General features: G+C 65.0%; 17 protein-coding genes. 8 read left to right on the forward strand and 9 right to left on the reverse strand.

All coding sequences use genetic code 11. The annotated features are described in order from the left end of the window. Positions 1–33: 33 nt before the first annotated feature. The gene (locus H6718_02980) at positions 34–783 is read right to left on the reverse strand and encodes a hypothetical protein (GenBank protein ID MCB9584331.1); all 750 of its coding nucleotides are present in this window, start codon (positions 781–783) and stop codon (positions 34–36) included. A gap of 34 nt (positions 784–817) precedes the next feature. Then, positions 818–1,309 carry a GNAT family N-acetyltransferase gene (locus H6718_02985; GenBank protein MCB9584332.1) on the reverse strand — a complete coding sequence of 164 codons (492 nt, stop codon included), beginning with the start codon at positions 1,307–1,309 and terminating at the stop codon, positions 818–820. A 362-nt stretch (positions 1,310–1,671) separates the two neighbouring features. Between H6718_02985 and H6718_02990 the strand changes: the two genes are divergently transcribed. Both H6718_02990 and H6718_02995 read left to right on the forward strand, forming a co-directional pair. Next, the gene (locus H6718_02990; protein MCB9584333.1) at positions 1,672–3,216 is read left to right on the forward strand and encodes a hypothetical protein; all 1,545 of its coding nucleotides are present in this window, start codon (positions 1,672–1,674) and stop codon (positions 3,214–3,216) included. 405 nt (positions 3,217–3,621) lie between these two features. Continuing rightward, complete coding sequence (locus H6718_02995) at positions 3,622–4,893, forward strand: tetratricopeptide repeat protein (protein ID MCB9584334.1); 1,272 nt, start codon at positions 3,622–3,624, stop codon at positions 4,891–4,893. Here H6718_02995 and ylqF read toward each other — a convergent pair. Both ylqF and H6718_03005 read right to left on the reverse strand, forming a co-directional pair. Beyond that, positions 4,890–6,209 (reverse strand): ribosome biogenesis GTPase YlqF, encoded by a 1,320-nt coding sequence (gene ylqF, locus H6718_03000; GenBank protein ID MCB9584335.1) that lies wholly within the window; start codon positions 6,207–6,209, stop codon positions 4,890–4,892. The genes H6718_02995 and ylqF overlap by 4 nt on opposite strands. A gap of 99 nt (positions 6,210–6,308) precedes the next feature. Continuing rightward, positions 6,309–6,758 carry a PilZ domain-containing protein gene (locus H6718_03005; GenBank protein ID MCB9584336.1) on the reverse strand — a complete coding sequence of 150 codons (450 nt, stop codon included), beginning with the start codon at positions 6,756–6,758 and terminating at the stop codon, positions 6,309–6,311. A gap of 97 nt (positions 6,759–6,855) precedes the next feature. On the opposite strand from H6718_03005, the gene H6718_03010 reads away from it, so the two are divergent. Together H6718_03010 and H6718_03015 are read left to right on the forward strand one after the other, a co-directional pair. Further along, the gene (locus H6718_03010) at positions 6,856–7,242 is read left to right on the forward strand and encodes a hypothetical protein (protein ID MCB9584337.1); all 387 of its coding nucleotides are present in this window, start codon (positions 6,856–6,858) and stop codon (positions 7,240–7,242) included. Beyond that, the gene (locus H6718_03015; protein MCB9584338.1) at positions 7,239–8,396 is read left to right on the forward strand and encodes an SMP-30/gluconolactonase/LRE family protein; all 1,158 of its coding nucleotides are present in this window, start codon (positions 7,239–7,241) and stop codon (positions 8,394–8,396) included. Before H6718_03010 ends, H6718_03015 begins: the two co-directional genes overlap by 4 nt. A 7-nt stretch (positions 8,397–8,403) precedes the next feature. On the opposite strand, the gene H6718_03020 is transcribed toward H6718_03015, so the two are convergent. After that, a complete protein-coding gene (locus H6718_03020) occupies positions 8,404–9,045 on the reverse strand; it encodes a TetR/AcrR family transcriptional regulator (protein MCB9584339.1) in 642 nt (213 codons plus the stop codon). A gap of 111 nt (positions 9,046–9,156) precedes the next feature. On the opposite strand from H6718_03020, the gene H6718_03025 reads away from it, so the two are divergent. Beyond that, positions 9,157–9,972, forward strand: coding sequence for a hypothetical protein (locus H6718_03025; protein ID MCB9584340.1), 816 nt, complete (start codon positions 9,157–9,159; stop codon positions 9,970–9,972). A gap of 3 nt (positions 9,973–9,975) precedes the next feature. Here the strand turns inward: H6718_03025 and H6718_03030 are convergent, their stop codons facing one another. Beyond that, positions 9,976–11,391: a PEGA domain-containing protein gene (locus tag H6718_03030; GenBank protein ID MCB9584341.1), complete on the reverse strand. Its 1,416-nt coding sequence runs from the start codon at positions 11,389–11,391 to the stop codon at positions 9,976–9,978. A 181-nt stretch (positions 11,392–11,572) separates the two neighbouring features. On the opposite strand from H6718_03030, the gene H6718_03035 reads away from it, so the two are divergent. Together H6718_03035 and H6718_03040 are read left to right on the forward strand one after the other, a co-directional pair. After that, a complete protein-coding gene (locus H6718_03035) occupies positions 11,573–11,998 on the forward strand; it encodes a hypothetical protein (GenBank protein ID MCB9584342.1) in 426 nt (141 codons plus the stop codon). A 478-nt stretch (positions 11,999–12,476) separates the two neighbouring features. Beyond that, a complete protein-coding gene (locus H6718_03040; protein ID MCB9584343.1) occupies positions 12,477–13,445 on the forward strand; it encodes a hypothetical protein in 969 nt (322 codons plus the stop codon). 12 nt (positions 13,446–13,457) lie between these two features. Here the strand turns inward: H6718_03040 and H6718_03045 are convergent, their stop codons facing one another. Both H6718_03045 and H6718_03050 read right to left on the reverse strand, forming a co-directional pair. Next, a complete protein-coding gene (locus tag H6718_03045; protein ID MCB9584344.1) occupies positions 13,458–13,994 on the reverse strand; it encodes an NAD(P)H-dependent oxidoreductase in 537 nt (178 codons plus the stop codon). A 49-nt stretch (positions 13,995–14,043) separates the two neighbouring features. Further along, complete coding sequence (locus H6718_03050) at positions 14,044–14,802, reverse strand: hypothetical protein (protein MCB9584345.1); 759 nt, start codon at positions 14,800–14,802, stop codon at positions 14,044–14,046. Positions 14,803–14,928: 126 nt separating this feature from the next. On the opposite strand from H6718_03050, the gene H6718_03055 reads away from it, so the two are divergent. After that, positions 14,929–15,648 (forward strand): SAM-dependent methyltransferase, encoded by a 720-nt coding sequence (locus tag H6718_03055; protein ID MCB9584346.1) that lies wholly within the window; start codon positions 14,929–14,931, stop codon positions 15,646–15,648. Here the strand turns inward: H6718_03055 and H6718_03060 are convergent. After that, positions 15,636–16,070, reverse strand: coding sequence for a M48 family metallopeptidase (locus tag H6718_03060; protein MCB9584347.1), 435 nt, complete (start codon positions 16,068–16,070; stop codon positions 15,636–15,638). The two genes, H6718_03055 and H6718_03060, sit on opposite strands and share 13 nt — an antisense overlap. Positions 16,071–16,137 lie beyond the last annotated feature (67 nt).

Here is a 16,137-nt window from a genome sequence, read left to right on the forward strand (position 1 = left end):
CGAGCATGCGCCGCGCCAGCACGAGGTCGAGGCTCACTCGTTTCCGGTACCTGCAGCACCGCCGCTGGTGCCAGCGCTACCACCCGTACCGCCCGTCGTGGCGCCCGAGCTGCCGCCAGTCGCCGCGCCGGCGCTTCCTCCGCTCGTGCCCCCACTTCCGGCGCTGCCTGCGGCGCCGCCAGTGGACGTGCCGGCCGTTCCGCCACTTCCAGAGGTCCCGCCGGTTCCGCCCGCACCACCGCTACCACCCGCGCCGGCTCCACCATCCAACGGGCAGAGGGCGGGACACTCCGCGTCTGACAAGCACGCAGTGATACGCAGTCCGAGCCCTGCAGAGGGTCCTGTGATCCCACCGTATTTGTTGATCACGTCCTGACACACGCCGGGAGACGCACAGGTCACGCCTTCGCAGCGCTTCTCTTTGGCGCATGCGCGGATCTCGGTGCAGCCCTCGTCTGCCACGCACTCCGCCAGCAGGCAGGCGCATGCGTTGCAACCACACACAGTGACCTCATCGCAACCTGACGTGCCCGTGTCGATGCAGTTCTGAACGAAGGCTGGTGTCGCGACGCATTCTGCACCGCCCGTGCCGGCACTACCGCTGCTGCCCGCTGCGCTGCCTGCGCTCCCACCAGAGCCACCGGTCCCGGCGGTCCCGGCGGTCCCGCCGTTGCCGAGCGGCGCCGGGCGGTCATCGTCGCTCGAGCACGCGGCAGCGAGAGAAGCCAAGCTCAATCCGAGGAACGCGAGCGAGCGAATGGGAGTGCGGGTGAAGAAGTTCATATAGGTCTCCGGGTTCGTGAGAAAGCTGCCACGATCAAGAAGCAGGGGAAGGCTCGCCCTGCGGGCGCGCGCCATTCAATTCGGGTGCGAAGCGCACCATGATGAAGTCGTCAATGAGTTCCCCTCGCAGAGTCCGAACGAAGCCGCGACGCACACCCTCGAGCACGAAGCCCACGGACTCGTAGAGCGCGATCGCCCGCCCGTTGTCACTGCGAACATAGAGCTCCAAGCGCGACACCCCTGCGGCGTCGGCCCAAGCGACAACAGCCTGCATGAGCGCGCGTCCGACCCCCTGCCCCTGGAATCGGGGGTGAACCGCAACCGCCGCCACGCAAACGTGCCTTACTCGAGCGGGGAACAGCTTCCTTGCGGAAGCATAACCGGCCACATCCGAACCAACCTCGACGACGAGCACTTGCTGCAGGCCCGAGGCTAGTGATCGGCGGTCAATCTCACCCAAGTCCTGCTGGACTTGGTCGCGATCGAGCACCATGCCCTCGCCCACTTCCGCGCACGCAAGGTCCACCGCTAGGATGCCAGCGGCGTCAGCCGACGCATATGGTCGCGGGGCGGATGGACCACGGCGCACCGAGGGTCCGTCTGTCGCTTCGGGGGTGATCAAGCGCCAAACCTCAAGGGGCCAGTAGTAACACGCTATGCGTCCCCTCGCCCGCCTTCGTGGACAGACGCGATCGCTCCTACGGAAACGACTGCGGGATCCAAGGAAGCGGCAGGTGCGACCTTCCCGAGGGCAAGGCTACATCTGAGATCCGACCTGGCATGTCCGCTTTCGTCCGTTGTTTGTTCGCGCTCTCTGGGGACGAACGCCAAACAAACGCCAAGACGGTGTACGCTGCTAGACGCAGAAGTGCGTGGGCGGAGGGACGAATGATCGGGGATTGTTGCGGCAGGTTGATGAAATGTGAGCGCTTGTCGGTTGGCCTCCTGGTAGCCGCCGTGAGCCTCACCGGTTGCTCTTCCGACTCGGCTTCCAATACGGAAAATAGCGGGGGGAGCGCTGGAACTGGGGTCGGCGGAAGCGCTGGCAGCAGTGGCTCTGGTTCCGCTGGATCGGGGAACACTGGAGGCTCCGGGAGCACCGGGGGCACCGCAAGCCCAGGTGGTGCGGGCGGAAACGGCGGTGGAAGCGCGGGCGTCTCGCAATGGGCACCACAAGCCTGGGAGGACTGCGAGGCAAACAGCCGCGCTGTCAGCGCGGGTCCAACGAACTATCGCGAGGCGGTCGATAGCCTGATGCCAGGAGATGTGTTGACGCTGGATGCGGGGAACTACGACCGCGGTTTGCCGATCCGAGCATCAGGCACGCCGGGTCGCTGCATCGTCATCCAAGGCTCGGCCTCCGGGGGCACTCGCATCACTGGCAGCGACGCCTTCAACTTGGTTGCGCTATATGGCGCAAGCTACATCAAGATCCGCAACCTTGTGCTGATGGGAGACGGGAAGGCAGGCTTTGGGGTTGCGTCTCAGGGAACCGAGACCGTCCACCATATCCTTGTAGAAAATCTGGACCTCAGCGGATTCGATGCAGATCAGCAGATCGTTGGGATCTCGACGAAGACGCCCGCGCACAACTGGGTGATCCGCGGCAACCGTATCGCAGGCGCTGGCACCGGGCTCTATCTCGGCAACTCCGATGGCAGCCTGCCGTTTTACGCAGGAGTGATCGAGTTCAACAGTGTGAGCAGCACGCTTGGCTACTCCATGCAGATCAAGCACCAGCTATCGCGCCCGAGCGACGTCCCGGACGGAGCTGAGACGCTGATCCGTTACAACGTCTTCAGCAAGGGCAGCGAGAGTTCGAGCGGCGGGAATGCCCGTCCGAACCTACTGCTCGGGCACCAACCACTCAGCGGAAGTGGCTCCGGAGACCGCTTCGTGGTGTACTCGAACTTTCTCTACGATAACCCCACGGAAATGCTCTTTCAGGCTGAGGGCAACCTAGTCGTCTTCAACAACCTGTTCGTCAACCCTAGCGGCGGGGGGGTCAACATTCAGCCCCACAACGCAACCCCGCGCCAGGTCGACGTGTTCTTCAACACCATCGTCACGAACGGTGTCGGCCTCCGCATCAGCGGAGGTGACAGCGCGTTCACCCAGCAAGCGTTCGGGAACGCGAGCTTCGGCCCCCAGCCGTTCTCGGTTGGCACGGCACAGGACAACGTTGAAGGCACTCTCGCCGAAGCCGCTCAGGTGTTCGTCGGTGCGAACACGCTAGACCTATCCACACTCGATCTGCATCCCCAAGGTAACGCCCTCGTCGGCGCTAGCATTCCCACTTCAGCGATGCCTTCGGGTGTTGATGCGAGCCACGATTTCGATGAGGTCACGAGGGACTTCACGCGGCGCGGGGCCTATGCAGGCGCGCCCCCAAGCGGCGCGTGGAAACCCAGCTTGGAGCCGCGGAGCTACTGAACATCGCGACTTTACTCCGCGCGCGAGCTGACCGATGGTCGACAGATGGGAACTCAGCACCGTATCGCCGGCTGCGCGCTACTGCTCGCTCTCGCGTCGTCTTGCGCGGAAGCCGCTCCCCCTCCCTCCCGCGCCCCAGAGACCGCGAGTTCGACCCAGGTCCCGACACGGTGTGGCGAAGGCGAGACGTGTTCGGACAGCTCGTCGGATGAGCCCCTAGCAGCTCCTCCTGGGGTCGCCTGTCTGCGCGGTTCCGCGTGGATAAGTGGCCAGTGCTCTCCGCTCCCCTGCCTCGAAGGCTCGGAACGACACACGAGCGGCGCCTGCAAGCGGACTCGTCGCGGGGCTGAAGCCGAGGCTCTGTCGGCGAAGATCAAGTCAACGGAGCGGGCGTATCGCGACTCGATGTTCAAGGATCTGGAGCTGGCGGTAGAGCTGGCGCGGCTCCAGTTGCTGCGAGACGCGGAGCGCAGCACCATCGACACCGACCGAGCGGAGGCCCTACGCAACGCCCAACGGGCCACGGCGACCGACGCGAACCGCCCCTTGTCTCGCCTGATCGTGACCCTCGCTCAAGGTCGGGCCATGCTGAAGCCGATGACCCAGGCGGGGCCCGCCTTGCGGGCGCTCCTGCTCGGGCTCTTTCAGCAGCTCACGGAGGGCGCGATCATCCAGGCCAAGGGCGCTGAAGCGGCTGCCATGCACACGCTGGTCGGCTTCATCCAGCTCGATCGCGGGGACGTCGCCGCCGCCCATGCCGCTTTCCTCACGGCACTGGATCAGCACCCGCGTTTCGCCCCTGCAGAGCTTGGTGCGGGAGATGCCGCCCGCGCCCAAGGTGATTTCAAGGAGGCTCGCCGCGCCTATGAGCGTTGCCTGGCGCTCGACCCCCAGAGCCCGGATGCAGCCCTCGGCTTGGAGGCGGTCAAGCGGCGCACCGCGCTGTTGGTTCAGCCCCCGCCGGAGCTACCGCCGGGCACTCCAATTCTCGACTCAGAGCCTCTGGCGAGCACGCAAGCTACGCCGAACCTGTGTAGCCCCACGGCGCGCAAGTCGACGCCAGCGCTCTGCAAAGCATTGGACGAGCTGCACAAGGTCGACACGCCGGACGCCACTGCGCAAAGCGGCAAGGCGGTGCTCGACGAGGTGTGGGGCCAAGACTGCATAGAACAGCGCACCCAGTGCGATGACCACATCGCTCTTGCCGTGCTCGAAGTCTCGAAAGCGTTCGCGCGCGGAAATAGCTTCGCAAAGTCCATTGTGGTGGCGAAGGTGGCGATGGCGAACCCTGGGCTTGGCAAGGCCAATCAGGAAGCGATCCTGCTGGCAGCAGACGCCTACTATCGGATTGGCATCGCGAGCATTGCTGCAAACTTCTACGCTAGATACTCGGGCACCAAAGATCTAAGAGCGAAGGCTCATTTACGGGGGTTCATGCTGAAGCTGGTGACACTGAGTCCCAGCGAAATCCACGGCGAGGCGCAGCGACTAGCCAGAGAACGCGATATCCCCAAGGAAACACGTGACGCGCTGATCCAACTCGCGGAGTTGGCCAAGCCCCGCCGCTCGACTCAGGAGCCGAAAGCGGAAGCCGGCCCGCCTGAGGTACTCAGCGTGGCAAGCGGCCTCTGGGCAATCCTCGAAACGCCCAGCTGGAGCCCTGCAAGCGGACGCTAGCGCCCCCCGCCCATGCGCTTCTTCAGCGACAAGCGCTTCTTGACCTTGGATTTGGCGGGGCGATTCTTGATGTCGGGCACGGCGGCTGAAGTTGCCTTGGCTGCCTTCTTCACCCGTGTATTTGGGGGTGAGGCGCGCCCAGGCTTGCGTGGAGCCGCTCTACGGCCACCCTCGGTGGTAGCGCCCTCTGCCGCGCGCGCCCCTCGGCCCACAGAGTGCTTGCCCAGCTTTTTTCCGCGCGGCTTTGATTCTCGCGGGTCGACACCATCACTCGCCTTCGCCCACGCCGCGGTGCGCCCCCGCAGCACCGGCTCGGGAGGCTTCGGCAGGTTGAGGCGGCTTTCGTCGGTCCAGTCGAGGCTCACCTGGCCGAGCCTGCCCTGTCGCCAGTCGTGCAAGAAGACACGCGCAGCCTTCTCGCGGTCGAGTTCGCCACCCTTGAGCAGACAGCCTCGGCGCTTCCCGATCAGCTCCAGCAGCAAGTAGGTGTCGACGCCGCGCTGGCGCTCGAGCGCACCGACCACGTCGAACGCGCCGACTAGATCGAGGCTTTCGTCGGCGTTGGGAGATGTCTCCGAGACGTCCGCTTGCTTCGCGCGAGGAGCTTTCCTCCCCCCCGAACCCGACTCGGAGTCCGCCTGCGCCTCGGACGGATCGATCTCGTATCGCTCGCGCAGTGCCTTGGGGTAACGCTCAGCCATCAGCCCGAGGCCGTACCGAGCGATGCTCTCCACATCGATCACCGCCTCGCGAATCGCTCCGCTGAGCGCGAGACGGGTAGCGCCTTCTTGGTCGTCCAGGCGCGGCCAGAGCACGCCGGGGGTGTCCATCACCAGCACGTCATCGCTGGCTTCGGTCTGCTGCTGACGCTGGGTGACCGCAGGGCGGTCCTCGACCGCAGCGACCTTTCTGCCCGCAAGGCCGTTCAGTAGGGTGCTCTTCCCCACGTTCGGGATACCCACGACCATGGCGTAAGTGGGGCGCCCAATTTTTCTACGCGGTAATGCGAGATTGCGGCAGGCTCCGAGGACACGCGCAGCGTCGCTCTTCTTGTTGCCAACAATCGCCAACGCGGCCTTGCCCTGGGAGTCGAAGTGCTCCAGCCAACGCGCGGTCTGCTCGGGGTCGGCGAGGTCGCTCTTTGCGAGCACGCGTAGCACTGGCACTCTACCGGCGAGGCGCTCGAGCATCGGGTTGCGGCTCGAACGTGGCAGACGGGCGTCGAGCACCTCGATCACTACGTCGGTGCGGCGCATGGCCTCGCGCATCTCGCGCCGGGCCTTGTTCATGTGCCCGGGGAACCAGTTGATTCTCATGGTTGGCAGATGCGTTCGTTGGCGAGGACGGTAACGACGGCCCCGCACAGCCAAAACTACGCGAGTTCGTCAGCAGGTCATTTCGATGACCGGCAGGCGCTAGTGAAGCAACGGCGCCAAGCTACGCAAGCCAGATCGAACCGCGCGGCGCTCGAGCAGAGTTCCCCAACGGGAAATGTCGATCTCCTTGCGCGGGCGCGGCGCGAGCCAGCGGCTGAGCGCGGCAGATTCGATGTCGCTCAGATCGCCAAACTCGAGAGCCATGCCGAGGGTCGGAGCGCCCTGGACCCGCCGCTGGATGCGTTGAACTTGAGCAAAGACTTGAACCTCGTCACCGTGCCACCCCATCAGCGGGCGAAAGCAGAGGACCACGTCGTCGCCACGGTGGAGGGGCTCTTGCGTCTCGAGCCAGATCCCGACCCGACTCAGATCGGTGGCCCAGAAGAGCAATGGCTCGTCGCACTGGCTGGTGATCAGCTCACAAGGGAGTTCGACCTCGTGCCGCACGCCGCGGCGACAACCCTTTGAAATTGCTTGCTTCTGAGTCACATCTGCCTCCTGTGCGCACACTATACTACATACACCTACCCAAGCAGAAGATTCGCGTTGGCTTGTCGCTGCGGCTGGGTTCGGTACCAATCAACCCGTGGAGGAAGAACCTGGAGTCTACGTAGTGCCCGAGCCGGGGACGCGCGTATTGCGCGTGGTTCGCAACCCAGTGCCTTACTCGAGCGTGACCGAGCTCGTGCGGGTGCTCGACGAGATCGATCACCAACTCGCGAGCGTGGATCGAGGCAGCCACGCGCTGCTCATCGACATGCGTCGCGTCCAGGGCAGGAGTGAGCCGGAGTTCGAAGCTGCCTTCCGCCACTGGCGGCTGCGTCTGATCAAAGGCTTCGCCAAAGTGGCGGTGCTGCTCGAGACCGAGCTCGGCGCTGCCCAAGCTCAACGCTACATTCAACAGGACCAAGTGGCGACCCGCGTCTTTCTCGACGAGGCGGACGCACTGCGCTGGCTCGAGACTCCGACATGAATAAATTTCCGCATGGTTTTTTGGTCTGTGGTCTAGGTTGCACGCTCGCCCTGACCGCCTGCTCTAGCGACTCCGACTCGGGTGGCGGGAGCACTGGGGGCGGGAGCAGCGGTGGAGCCGCAGGTGTGAGCGGCGGTGGCGCAGGCGGCAGCGCCGCGGGCGGCAGCGGCGGCTCCAGCGCAGGTACGACGAGCAGCGGTGGCACCAGCACTGGTGGGAGCGCTGGCAGCGGCGGCGCGGGTGGAGCAGGCGGCAGCGCTGGCAGCACCTCGACGACGATCTGCGATCCGAACGCCAGCTACGGTTCACCGCTGCCGAACGACAAGACCGCTCAGCTCGTGGCTGGTGGATATCACTTCCTCGAAGGGCCGGTGTGGTCGACGGAGCTCAGCGTGCTGTTCTTCAGCGACATCAACTTCGGCGCAGCGGATTCGAACGGCGTGCCGCCGTCCATCATCTATCGGCTGCCAGCTGGCTCGAGCTCGCCCGAAGTGTTCATCGACACCATCGGTTGCAACGGCAACGCGATCGATCAAAACGGCTTCCTCGTTTCGTGTACTCACGACACGAGGAGCGTGTCCCGTATCGATCCCGTGACCAAACAGCGCACGCTGATTGCCGACAAGTTCGAAGGAAAGGCGTTCAACTCCCCGAACGACGCCATTGTGCGTAGCGATGGCACCATCTATTTCACCGACCCCAGTTGGCAACTTGGAACGCGACCGGCTGAAATCGGCTTCAAGGGCGTGTACCGCATCGATCCACAAGGAAACGTCACTCTGGTCAGCCAAGGCCTGATGAGCCCGAACGGTGCGGCCCTCTCCCCCGATGAGCAACTGCTCTATGTCGCGGACGACAACACCGGGAACGTACACCGTTTCGACGTGGCGAGTGACGGGACGACCAGCGGCGGCAGCGTGTTCGTGAACGTGAGCGGCGCCGACGGGATGGCGGTGGACTGCGCTGGCAACCTATACGTCACCGCCCAAGGTGGCGTTCGTGTATTTGAACCAAGCGGCAATGAACTCGGCACGATCAGCGTCGGGGAGAAGCCCGCGAACACCACCTTCGGCGGGGTCGATCACACCCGGCTGTTCGTGACGGCTCAAACTGGTCTGTACGCGATCGACCTGCTCGTGCCCGGCCTCTCCTGACTCACGCTTAGCTCGGCGGCTCGAGCGTTTGCACCAAGAGCCGGGCGAGCCAGCGCCTGAAACGCGCTGGTGCGTCCGGGTCGTCGCCGAGCCCCGCGCTTTGGCGCAACGACGCGCCGATCAGCGCCTCCCCCATGATCGCGTGGGTCGCTAGCACACAAGTGAAGAGGCTATCCTCGAAGTCCGGTGGTTTGGTTCCTGGAGGCAATGACTCGAGCCGCCTCGCGTGCACTACTTCCGCGACGAGGCGCATGCGATCCTTGTCCACCGCGTCGACCACACCGCTCAGGTTGAGCCAGGCGATGATTCGGGCATGCCCAGCGGTCTCGAGGGTCTCCGCCATCGCATTCAAGATCTCAACGCTCGATGCCTCACTGGCCTCGGCGTGACTCAACACGTCGAAGAGCTCCAAGTGGAGGCGCTCGAGTGCCTCTTGCACCACAGCAGCCAAGAGCTCCTCACGGCTTCCGAAGTGGTGGAGGATCGCTGGATGGCTCACCCCGACATCGCGTGCGATGTCGGCTAGCCGGATGCTCGCCGGCCCGGCGTCGCGCAGGCGCTCCACCGCGGCCTCCAAGATGGCTTGTCTAGCCTCCTCGGCCGTCCGCCGAATCCGTTTCTTGCCGTCCTTCTTCTTGCTCTCGCCCAAATCGTCGGCCCCCTATTGACACTTCTGTAGATAGCGCTACTTACAGTACTGTAACTAGCAAACGCGCTATCCTCGAGGCGGTCAACCCCGTGCGATAGCAGAGGTGGTTCGATGCAACAGCCAGCGGAAATCAACAACCCGATTCGACTGAGGGACGCTGCCCGCGCAATGCGCGGACTGCTCAAAGACCCTGACAACACCCGCTTGGTCTTCGAGATCATCGAGGCGCTGAGCGGAAACACCGGCCAGCGGCTGCTCAAACGCATTCGCCGCTCCGCCACTGGGAATCGTCTACTCAGCGAGAACAGCGAAGTGCTGCCCCTGCTGAGGGACCGCGCGTACCTCGAGGGCCTCCCGGAAGGCAGCCTGGGACAGGCGTACCTGGCGTTCCTCGACAGCGAGGGGATCACCGCCGCGGGTCTGGTCGAGGCGAGTGAAACGGGACGTGAGCTACCGGACACGGACCTCGCTCGCGAGCTGTTGTGGCTGCACCATCGGCTGCGGGACACCCACGACCTCTGGCACACCGTCACCGGCTACCAGGGAGATCTGGTCGGCGAAGGCGCACTGCTGGCGTTCTCCTTTGCCCAGACTCGTAACCCTGGCGTCGGTTTCATCGTGGCGTCCGGGTTGCTCGCGGGCCCCTGGATGCGTGGCGCGGGTCATGAGCCGCTGCGCTACCCCGACGGCAGCCTCGCCCCGAATCCTCGCGTCGTGATCCTCAAGGGGCTGCTGCGAGGCCTGCGCGCCGCTTTTTTCCCCGCGGTACCATGGGAGGAGCTACTAGCTCGCCCGCTAAGCGACGTGCGTCGCGAACTCGGCGTAAGCGAGCCACCTCGCTACCAAACGGTGCGCAGCAACGAGATCGATTTGGCCACCGGCACGCGTCGCGCCATGACCGACGTCATGGCGCAGGCTGCCGAATGAGCTTCAAAACTTGACGGCGACGACCTGAGTCTGCCCCGCGCCGACCCTCACCGAGCGCGCCTTGCGCCCGGTTGGGGAGATGAACACCACGTTGTGACTCCCCGGGGAAACCTTGACGATCTTCGGGGTGCTGCCCAGAGGGCGGCCGTCGACGACCACGTTGGCGATCGGGATGGAGGAGATCCGTAGCGTGGCGTTGCCGGTGGGCGCCGCAGGTTTGGTGGTTCCTGGTAGGCTTGCGCTGACCGGCCTGGGCGCCGCGGCAGCGCTCTTCGTGGCGCTCGCCTTTGCTTCCGCGGGCTTGGAGTCACTCTCAGGCTCCTTCGCCTGCTGCTCTTCGTTCTTCGCGAGTTCCTCGGCCTTCTCGGCGTCTTCCGCGGGCTTCTCGGCCTTGTCAGCGACTGCCGGCGCGTCCGGAACCATGTCTACGCGAAGCACCGCCTCCTCGCCGGCAACGACACTCACAGCGAGATCGGTTGTCGCCTTGAAGCCAGGCGCGGACACGCGCACGAAGTGGGGTCCTGGATCGAGGTCTTTGACTCGACATGGCGAGGTCTCACAGCGGTTCTGCCCGTCGATCAGCACCTTGGGCATCGCGACCGAGGACTGACCAGGGCCGGCGACGGTAACGATCAGCTCGCCCTCTCCCCCTCCTGCAAGGCCGGTCTTCGGAATCAAGAAGAGCAGGCCAACAACGGCAGCGAGGCCAAGGACGCCTGCGGCGATCCAGCCACCCATGCTGCGCTGACGCATCGGCGGGAGCGTGATCTGCTCAGCCGCTACAGGCGCCAAGCTGGTCTGGTGGGGTGGCGGCTGAGAGTGGTGATCCTGGATTTGGAACGAGGGAGCTCGCGGGGCCATCGGGACCGGCGGCAGCCCACTCTGGGCGGCGGCGTCCGCTGGCGGATAGTGGACCGCTGCGGCGTCGACGACGCGCGTGGGTGCGTCGTCCGCCTCATCGTAGTCGTCCAGGGGCATGATGGGCTGCAGCGCGGGCGCTGCTTCCTCCGCGGGAGCCGGGGCAGCGCCCACCGGACCCAGGCCGAGCTGAGTTTTCATCCCGGCCCGCGGCGCCGCCGGCGGAGGCAATGGAGCCACCTGAGGTGCTGCAGCGGACGGCGGAGCCATCGGCGGCGCAGGCAGGTTTGGTAGCAGGAGCGTGCCTGTGCCTGGGGGTCGCGGCGCGGGTTGTTCCAGCGTGGGCGCCTCGAACTCGCTGGTAGGCAGCTCGCGCGTTGGAGCGTCCCAAACGCCAAAATCGTCGTCAGCTGCGCGCGCGCGAGCAGTTTCCTCGAGGAACTCCCTGGAGGCCTCGTCGATTTGGGCGCGAGTCTCCGGACCAGGACCGGAGGTGAGCGACGGGCCAGACACCATGGGCGCCGAGGCCTGAGGTGCGCTGACCGCCTGGGGCGCGGACATCACCGAGGTCGGTGTCGCGACCGGTGCGGGGGGCACAGCGACCGGGGCCGACGCGGCCATTGGTTGAGTGGCGACCGGCGCGCTGGGCGCGGGCGCCGCCGTAGGAACCGTCGCTGGGGCGCTAGGTGAAGCTTGCTCCGGCGAGCTAACGTTTCCTGACGGAACCGGAACCATGACTTGAGTGGGTGCACTGGGCGGCTCAGCCTTGGGGGCGCTCGGCGGCGCAGCGGCTGGGGCGCTGGCAGCTGGGCTGCTCACCGCGTCCACCTCGACCGCGATCTCGAGTTCCTGGGCGCGCTTACTAGGCGGCGGCGGAGCACTCCTGGGTAGCTGGGCACCACGCATGCTTGGCGGAGGCGGCGCGGCGCTACGCTTGCTTGGTGGAGGCGGCGCGGAACCTCCAGCCCGCAAGCTGGGCGGCGGTGGTGTACTGCGGGAGATGGGCCCCGTGCGAATCGAAGGCGGAGGCGCAGGAGCGCCAGCTTCACCGGGGCGCGGAGGGCGCGGGGGGCGCTTGGAGACGGGTCCTCCGGTCGTGCTCAGCTTTCCGCTCGGCGGGGCCGGCGGAGGCGCCTTCGGCTTGGGGGCGTTCCCGAGGAGCATCTGAGCTGCGTCCGCGCTCGAACTGCGTGACGCGCCGGGACTCGACTCACGCGGCTTGAGATTGGAAAACAGTTCATCGTTAGACGCAGAGCCGAGATCACTCATCGTTCGATCCATTCCGCCGAGGGGCGCTCAATGACCAGTGTCGAGGGTACGACTCGCGCGAGAGCTCGACGCATCGCGCGACTGCTCCGTACTCGAAGGTGGCAACTTCACCGTCGACGGAGTTGGACTCACCAGGTCTTACAGCATCCCCGACCGGCGACCAGTAGGGAAGCGCCACGAAAGGGCCGGTTTTTAGCCACGCGGCAAGGTTGCAACACCAAACAGACGTTTTTCATGCGCTATCGTGCGGATGCACGCGCCAGAGCCCGGAGTGGGCTACGGCAACGTTGGTGCAGCTCGCGCGCGATGCACGCCGACGCAATGCCCCCATTGCCGCGAAGTTCAAGCCGCGAAACGGACGTGATATCCGATCACGCGTGACCCGAAATCTTTACGTTTCAACGACTCACAATCAGCGCGGCAAGCGAACACCTGCACGTTTGCTGCGTGTTGGCGCAGTGGTGCTCACCCTGAGCTTGCTGTCTCTGGGCTGCAACAAGGAACAGAAGGGCTCGACCCTCCCGAGTTCTGCAAACCAGCCGCGCTACGCACTGGATCAGCCCTCGAAACTCCACGAGGCGCAGAACGTGCTGGATGAGCGAGAACGTGCCTCGCGCGAGGCGTTCGGCAAGTTCTCCGAGTACCCCGGCAAGCTGAAGCCGGAGAACCACGAGAAGGCCAAGGAGATCCTGCAAGCCGCCGCCGAGGAAGGCAAAAGTCAGGACTACGCCAAGGCGGCCTACGAGACTGAGCTCATCGAGAAGTATTTCGATGAGGAAAAACAGAACTTTCAGCAGAAGGTTGGCGGCGCCGCCCAGTACACAGCCAAGCAAGCCGGGTGCAAAGCGGACGTGGCTTCTGCCACGGTGCACGCGTTGAACAAGCACGTGGAAAAGTCGCTGGAGGAGCGCTTGGACCGCCACAGCGAAGCCCAGCGCATCATCGACGAGAACGAAAAGGCGCTGAAGGAAGACCGCGACACGCTCAAGGAGCAGGCGCGGGAGCTCAGCCGCACGAGCTACCTGGTCTACGTCGCTGCACCGCTCGCAAACGCGGACATCGAGGCCAAGCTAGCTGAAGCGGATCAGGTTGCGAGTACCCTCGACGCCAGCGAGAAGGCGTACACCAAGCGGTCCGAGGACACCTCCCTCGATGAATCCGAGCGGAAACTCGCCCAAGAGCGCGCGATCGAAGCCCGCGAAGCCAAGGCGCTGCTCGAGACTGAGAAGCAAGCCGCGACGGAGAAGCTCAAGACCGTCGACGAGCGGTTGAAGAAGCTCACGGAAGAGTATGAACAGGCACTCCAGCAGCTTTGGGACGGGCTCGCTGGAACACCGAAGAGCTAGGCCTCTAGCAGCTCACAGCCTCGCCAGCAGCGAGCCGGGGTGCTCCTGTTCCCGGCGCGCTGCCGCTAGTAGGCAGCTCAGGAGTTCGCGCACGGAAGCCGCCTGGGCGTCCCCGCGTGCGATGGGCGTGTCCCAAAGCACCTGGGCGCTGACCGCGCCCAGCGTATCCGTGAGTGCTTTGATGCCACGCCGCCCCCGCTCGAGGCTCGGCGTGGACGCGGTTACCGCTACCGGCTTTCCCTCCAGTTCGCCGCTACCAATCACCCAGTCCACGGCGTTCTTCACGACGCCAGGCAGGCTGTGCCCATACTCTGGGCAAGCGACGAGCACGACCAGACTGGAGCGCAGGCATTGACGCCACACGGAAACGCTCTCGAGCGTCGAAGCGTCCAGGTCCGGGTTGAAATGCGGCAGCGAGCCGAGGCCATCGAAAATCTCGAGTTCGAGGGGGTGAGGAGCCAGCTCTCGAGCGAGCTTCAGGAGCCGTAGGTTCCCCGACTCCGCCTGGAGACTTCCGCACACACACGCCACCTTCAAGAGCTCCGACATGGCGAAAACCTGCTCCCTTCCCCTGGAGTCGCAACCCCAGAAAAGCTGGCTAGTGACACCGTTTGGGTTCGACGTCTTGCTCGACCGAGTTGCACATGATGGTGTTCCAAACGCATTTGCGCAGGGTCGTGCTACCGCACAGCGGGTTGATGCCACCTCCACTGCGGTTCGTGGGCATGAAGCCTTGCCCAGCACAGCCTCCAACCATCAGCGCGGTGCAGTTGTTCGGCGCGAGACCGAACTGACTCCCGTCTCCCTCTTCAGACTGGCTGCAGTCATAGTCGTAGCTCTGAACGCCCGCGCCAGTTTGATACGGCTGCGCGAAATACTTCATCTGCCCAGGAAAGACGTCCCGGTTGTCGTCGTTGCAATCTCCGCCGTGCTCGGCGTACTTGCCATCAGGCGCCGTGCAGCTCTGTACGACACCCGAGGAGCGACCGTAGCCATCCTCGTCGTCGTCGGGGAACCAATCCTTTGGCGCGCAGGCATCCGCGGTCTGGCCCGCGGTGCCGGCGGTGCTGCTGCCCGCACTGCCGGCGCTGCCGCCATCCCGCACGCCCCCCGCTCCAGCGGTGCCAGCATCCCGCCCGCCGGAGCCGGCGACTGAGCCACCGGCGCTACCGCCATTTCCGCCCGGATTCGTTCCAGATCCACCAGCTGCGCCGCCATTACCGGCTGCGCCGCCGTTATCTACTCCGCCAGCGCCTGAGCCAGCGCCGCCGCCTCGAGCGGAGAACTCCTCACCACCACAGGCGGCGAAGAGCGCGCACAAGGAAACAGCAGCAACGAAGACAGGCCGGGCAAGCATCTAGCACCTCGGAGAAGGGACGCGGGGAAACGTCTTCCGCTCACTATGCCAGATCTCAGAGCCTTCGGCCTGGCCTCAGGCAGCAGCTGGCCTGCAGACACGAGCTGGCCATGCTAAGCGCGGCCAATGCCGCCGCCCGAGGCCCCTCAAGAGGTAGTGCTCCGAACTCCCAAGCGCGAGATCCACCACGCAGACGGGATCGCATGGCTTCGCGAGCAAACCCTCGAAGCCACCCACGCGCTCGTGACATCCTTGCCGGACGTTTCAGAGTTGCCACACCTCGGTTTCGAGGGCTGGCGGGAGTGGTTCATCGAGACGAGCGCTCTGGTATGCGAGCGGACTCACCCTGATGCTGTGAGCGTGTTTTTCCAAACCGATATCAAGCGCGACGGCGCATGGGTCGATAAGGCATACCTGGTGCAGCGGGGAGCGGAGGCGGCCGGTGCGGCGCTGTTGTGGCATAAAATCGTCTGCCGCAAGCCGCCGGGCACGACCAGCTTTGGGCGCCCCGCCTACGCCCACCTGCTGTGCTTCTCCAAGGCGTTGCGCATCAGCCCTGGCGCCTCGAGTCCCGACGTATTGCCGAGCCTGGGAGACATGCCCTGGTCCCGCGCGATGGGCGTGGACGCTTGTGAGTTCGTGTGTCGTTTCCTCCTGGAACGAACCAGGTGCCGTACGGTGGTCGATCCATTCTGCGGCCAGGGCACCGTACTCGCCGTCGCCAACCGGGTGGGCATGGACGGGATCGGGGTGGAGCTCTCGAAGAAGCGCGTCAAGCGGGCGCGCAACCTCAGACTGGATGAGGTTGGCCCCACGCCTCGAGCGCTGGATGGTCAACCCAGCTGATCGAGGTCGCGCGCTGCAAGGTAGAGTCGCAGATCGAACTCGAGCTGGTGGTAGTCCGGCTCCATGTGACAGCACAGCTGGTAGAACGCCTTGTTGTGGTCGCTCTCACGCAGGTGTGCGAGCTCGTGCACCACGACCATCCGCAAGAACTCCGGGGGCGTCTGCTTGAAGAGGCTCGAGACGCGCAGTTCTTGCTTCGCCTTGAGCCTCCCCCCCTGAACCCGGGAAACCTTGGTGTGGAGACCCAGCGCACGATGCAGCGTCGTCTGCTTGTCGTCGAAGCAAACCTTATTGAGCGGTGGCGATCGCTTGAGGTAGCGATTCTTGAGCTCCGTCACGTAGCTCTGCAGCGCCTGGTCCGTGGTGACCTCGGGGTCAGCGGGATAGCGCCTCTGCACGCTCTGCCCAAGCGTCCCTTGCATGGCAAGCTCCCGCACGCAGGAGAGCAGCGTTTCCGGGTAGTGGCCAAGGTAAAGCGTGACGGGGTCC

The sequence above is a fragment of the Polyangiaceae bacterium genome, assembly GCA_020633205.1.
Classification (GTDB): Bacteria; Myxococcota_A; Polyangia; order Polyangiales; family Polyangiaceae; genus JAHBVY01.

Excerpts from the sequence above, each read along its gene's own strand:
- H6718_02980 (MCB9584331.1), bottom strand. The coding sequence starts at position 783 with ATGAACTTCTTCACCCGCACTCCCATTCGCTCGCTCGCGTTCCTCGGA.
- H6718_03030 (MCB9584341.1), bottom strand. The coding sequence starts at position 11,391 with ATGTCCGCGCCCCAGGCGGTCAGCGCACCTCAGGCCTCGGCGCCCATG.
- H6718_03045 (MCB9584344.1), bottom strand. The coding sequence starts at position 13,994 with ATGTCGGAGCTCTTGAAGGTGGCGTGTGTGTGCGGAAGTCTCCAGGCG.
- H6718_02995 (MCB9584334.1), top strand. The coding sequence starts at position 3,622 with ATGTTCAAGGATCTGGAGCTGGCGGTAGAGCTGGCGCGGCTCCAGTTG.
- H6718_03060 (MCB9584347.1), bottom strand. The coding sequence starts at position 16,070 with ATGCAAGGGACGCTTGGGCAGAGCGTGCAGAGGCGCTATCCCGCTGAC.
- ylqF (MCB9584335.1), bottom strand. The coding sequence starts at position 6,209 with ATGAGAATCAACTGGTTCCCCGGGCACATGAACAAGGCCCGGCGCGAG.
- H6718_03015 (MCB9584338.1), top strand. The coding sequence starts at position 7,239 with ATGAATAAATTTCCGCATGGTTTTTTGGTCTGTGGTCTAGGTTGCACG.
- H6718_03055 (MCB9584346.1), top strand. The coding sequence starts at position 14,929 with ATGCCGCCGCCCGAGGCCCCTCAAGAGGTAGTGCTCCGAACTCCCAAG.
- H6718_02990 (MCB9584333.1), top strand. The coding sequence starts at position 1,672 with ATGATCGGGGATTGTTGCGGCAGGTTGATGAAATGTGAGCGCTTGTCG.
- H6718_03025 (MCB9584340.1), top strand. The coding sequence starts at position 9,157 with ATGCAACAGCCAGCGGAAATCAACAACCCGATTCGACTGAGGGACGCT.
- H6718_03050 (MCB9584345.1), bottom strand. The coding sequence starts at position 14,802 with ATGCTTGCCCGGCCTGTCTTCGTTGCTGCTGTTTCCTTGTGCGCGCTC.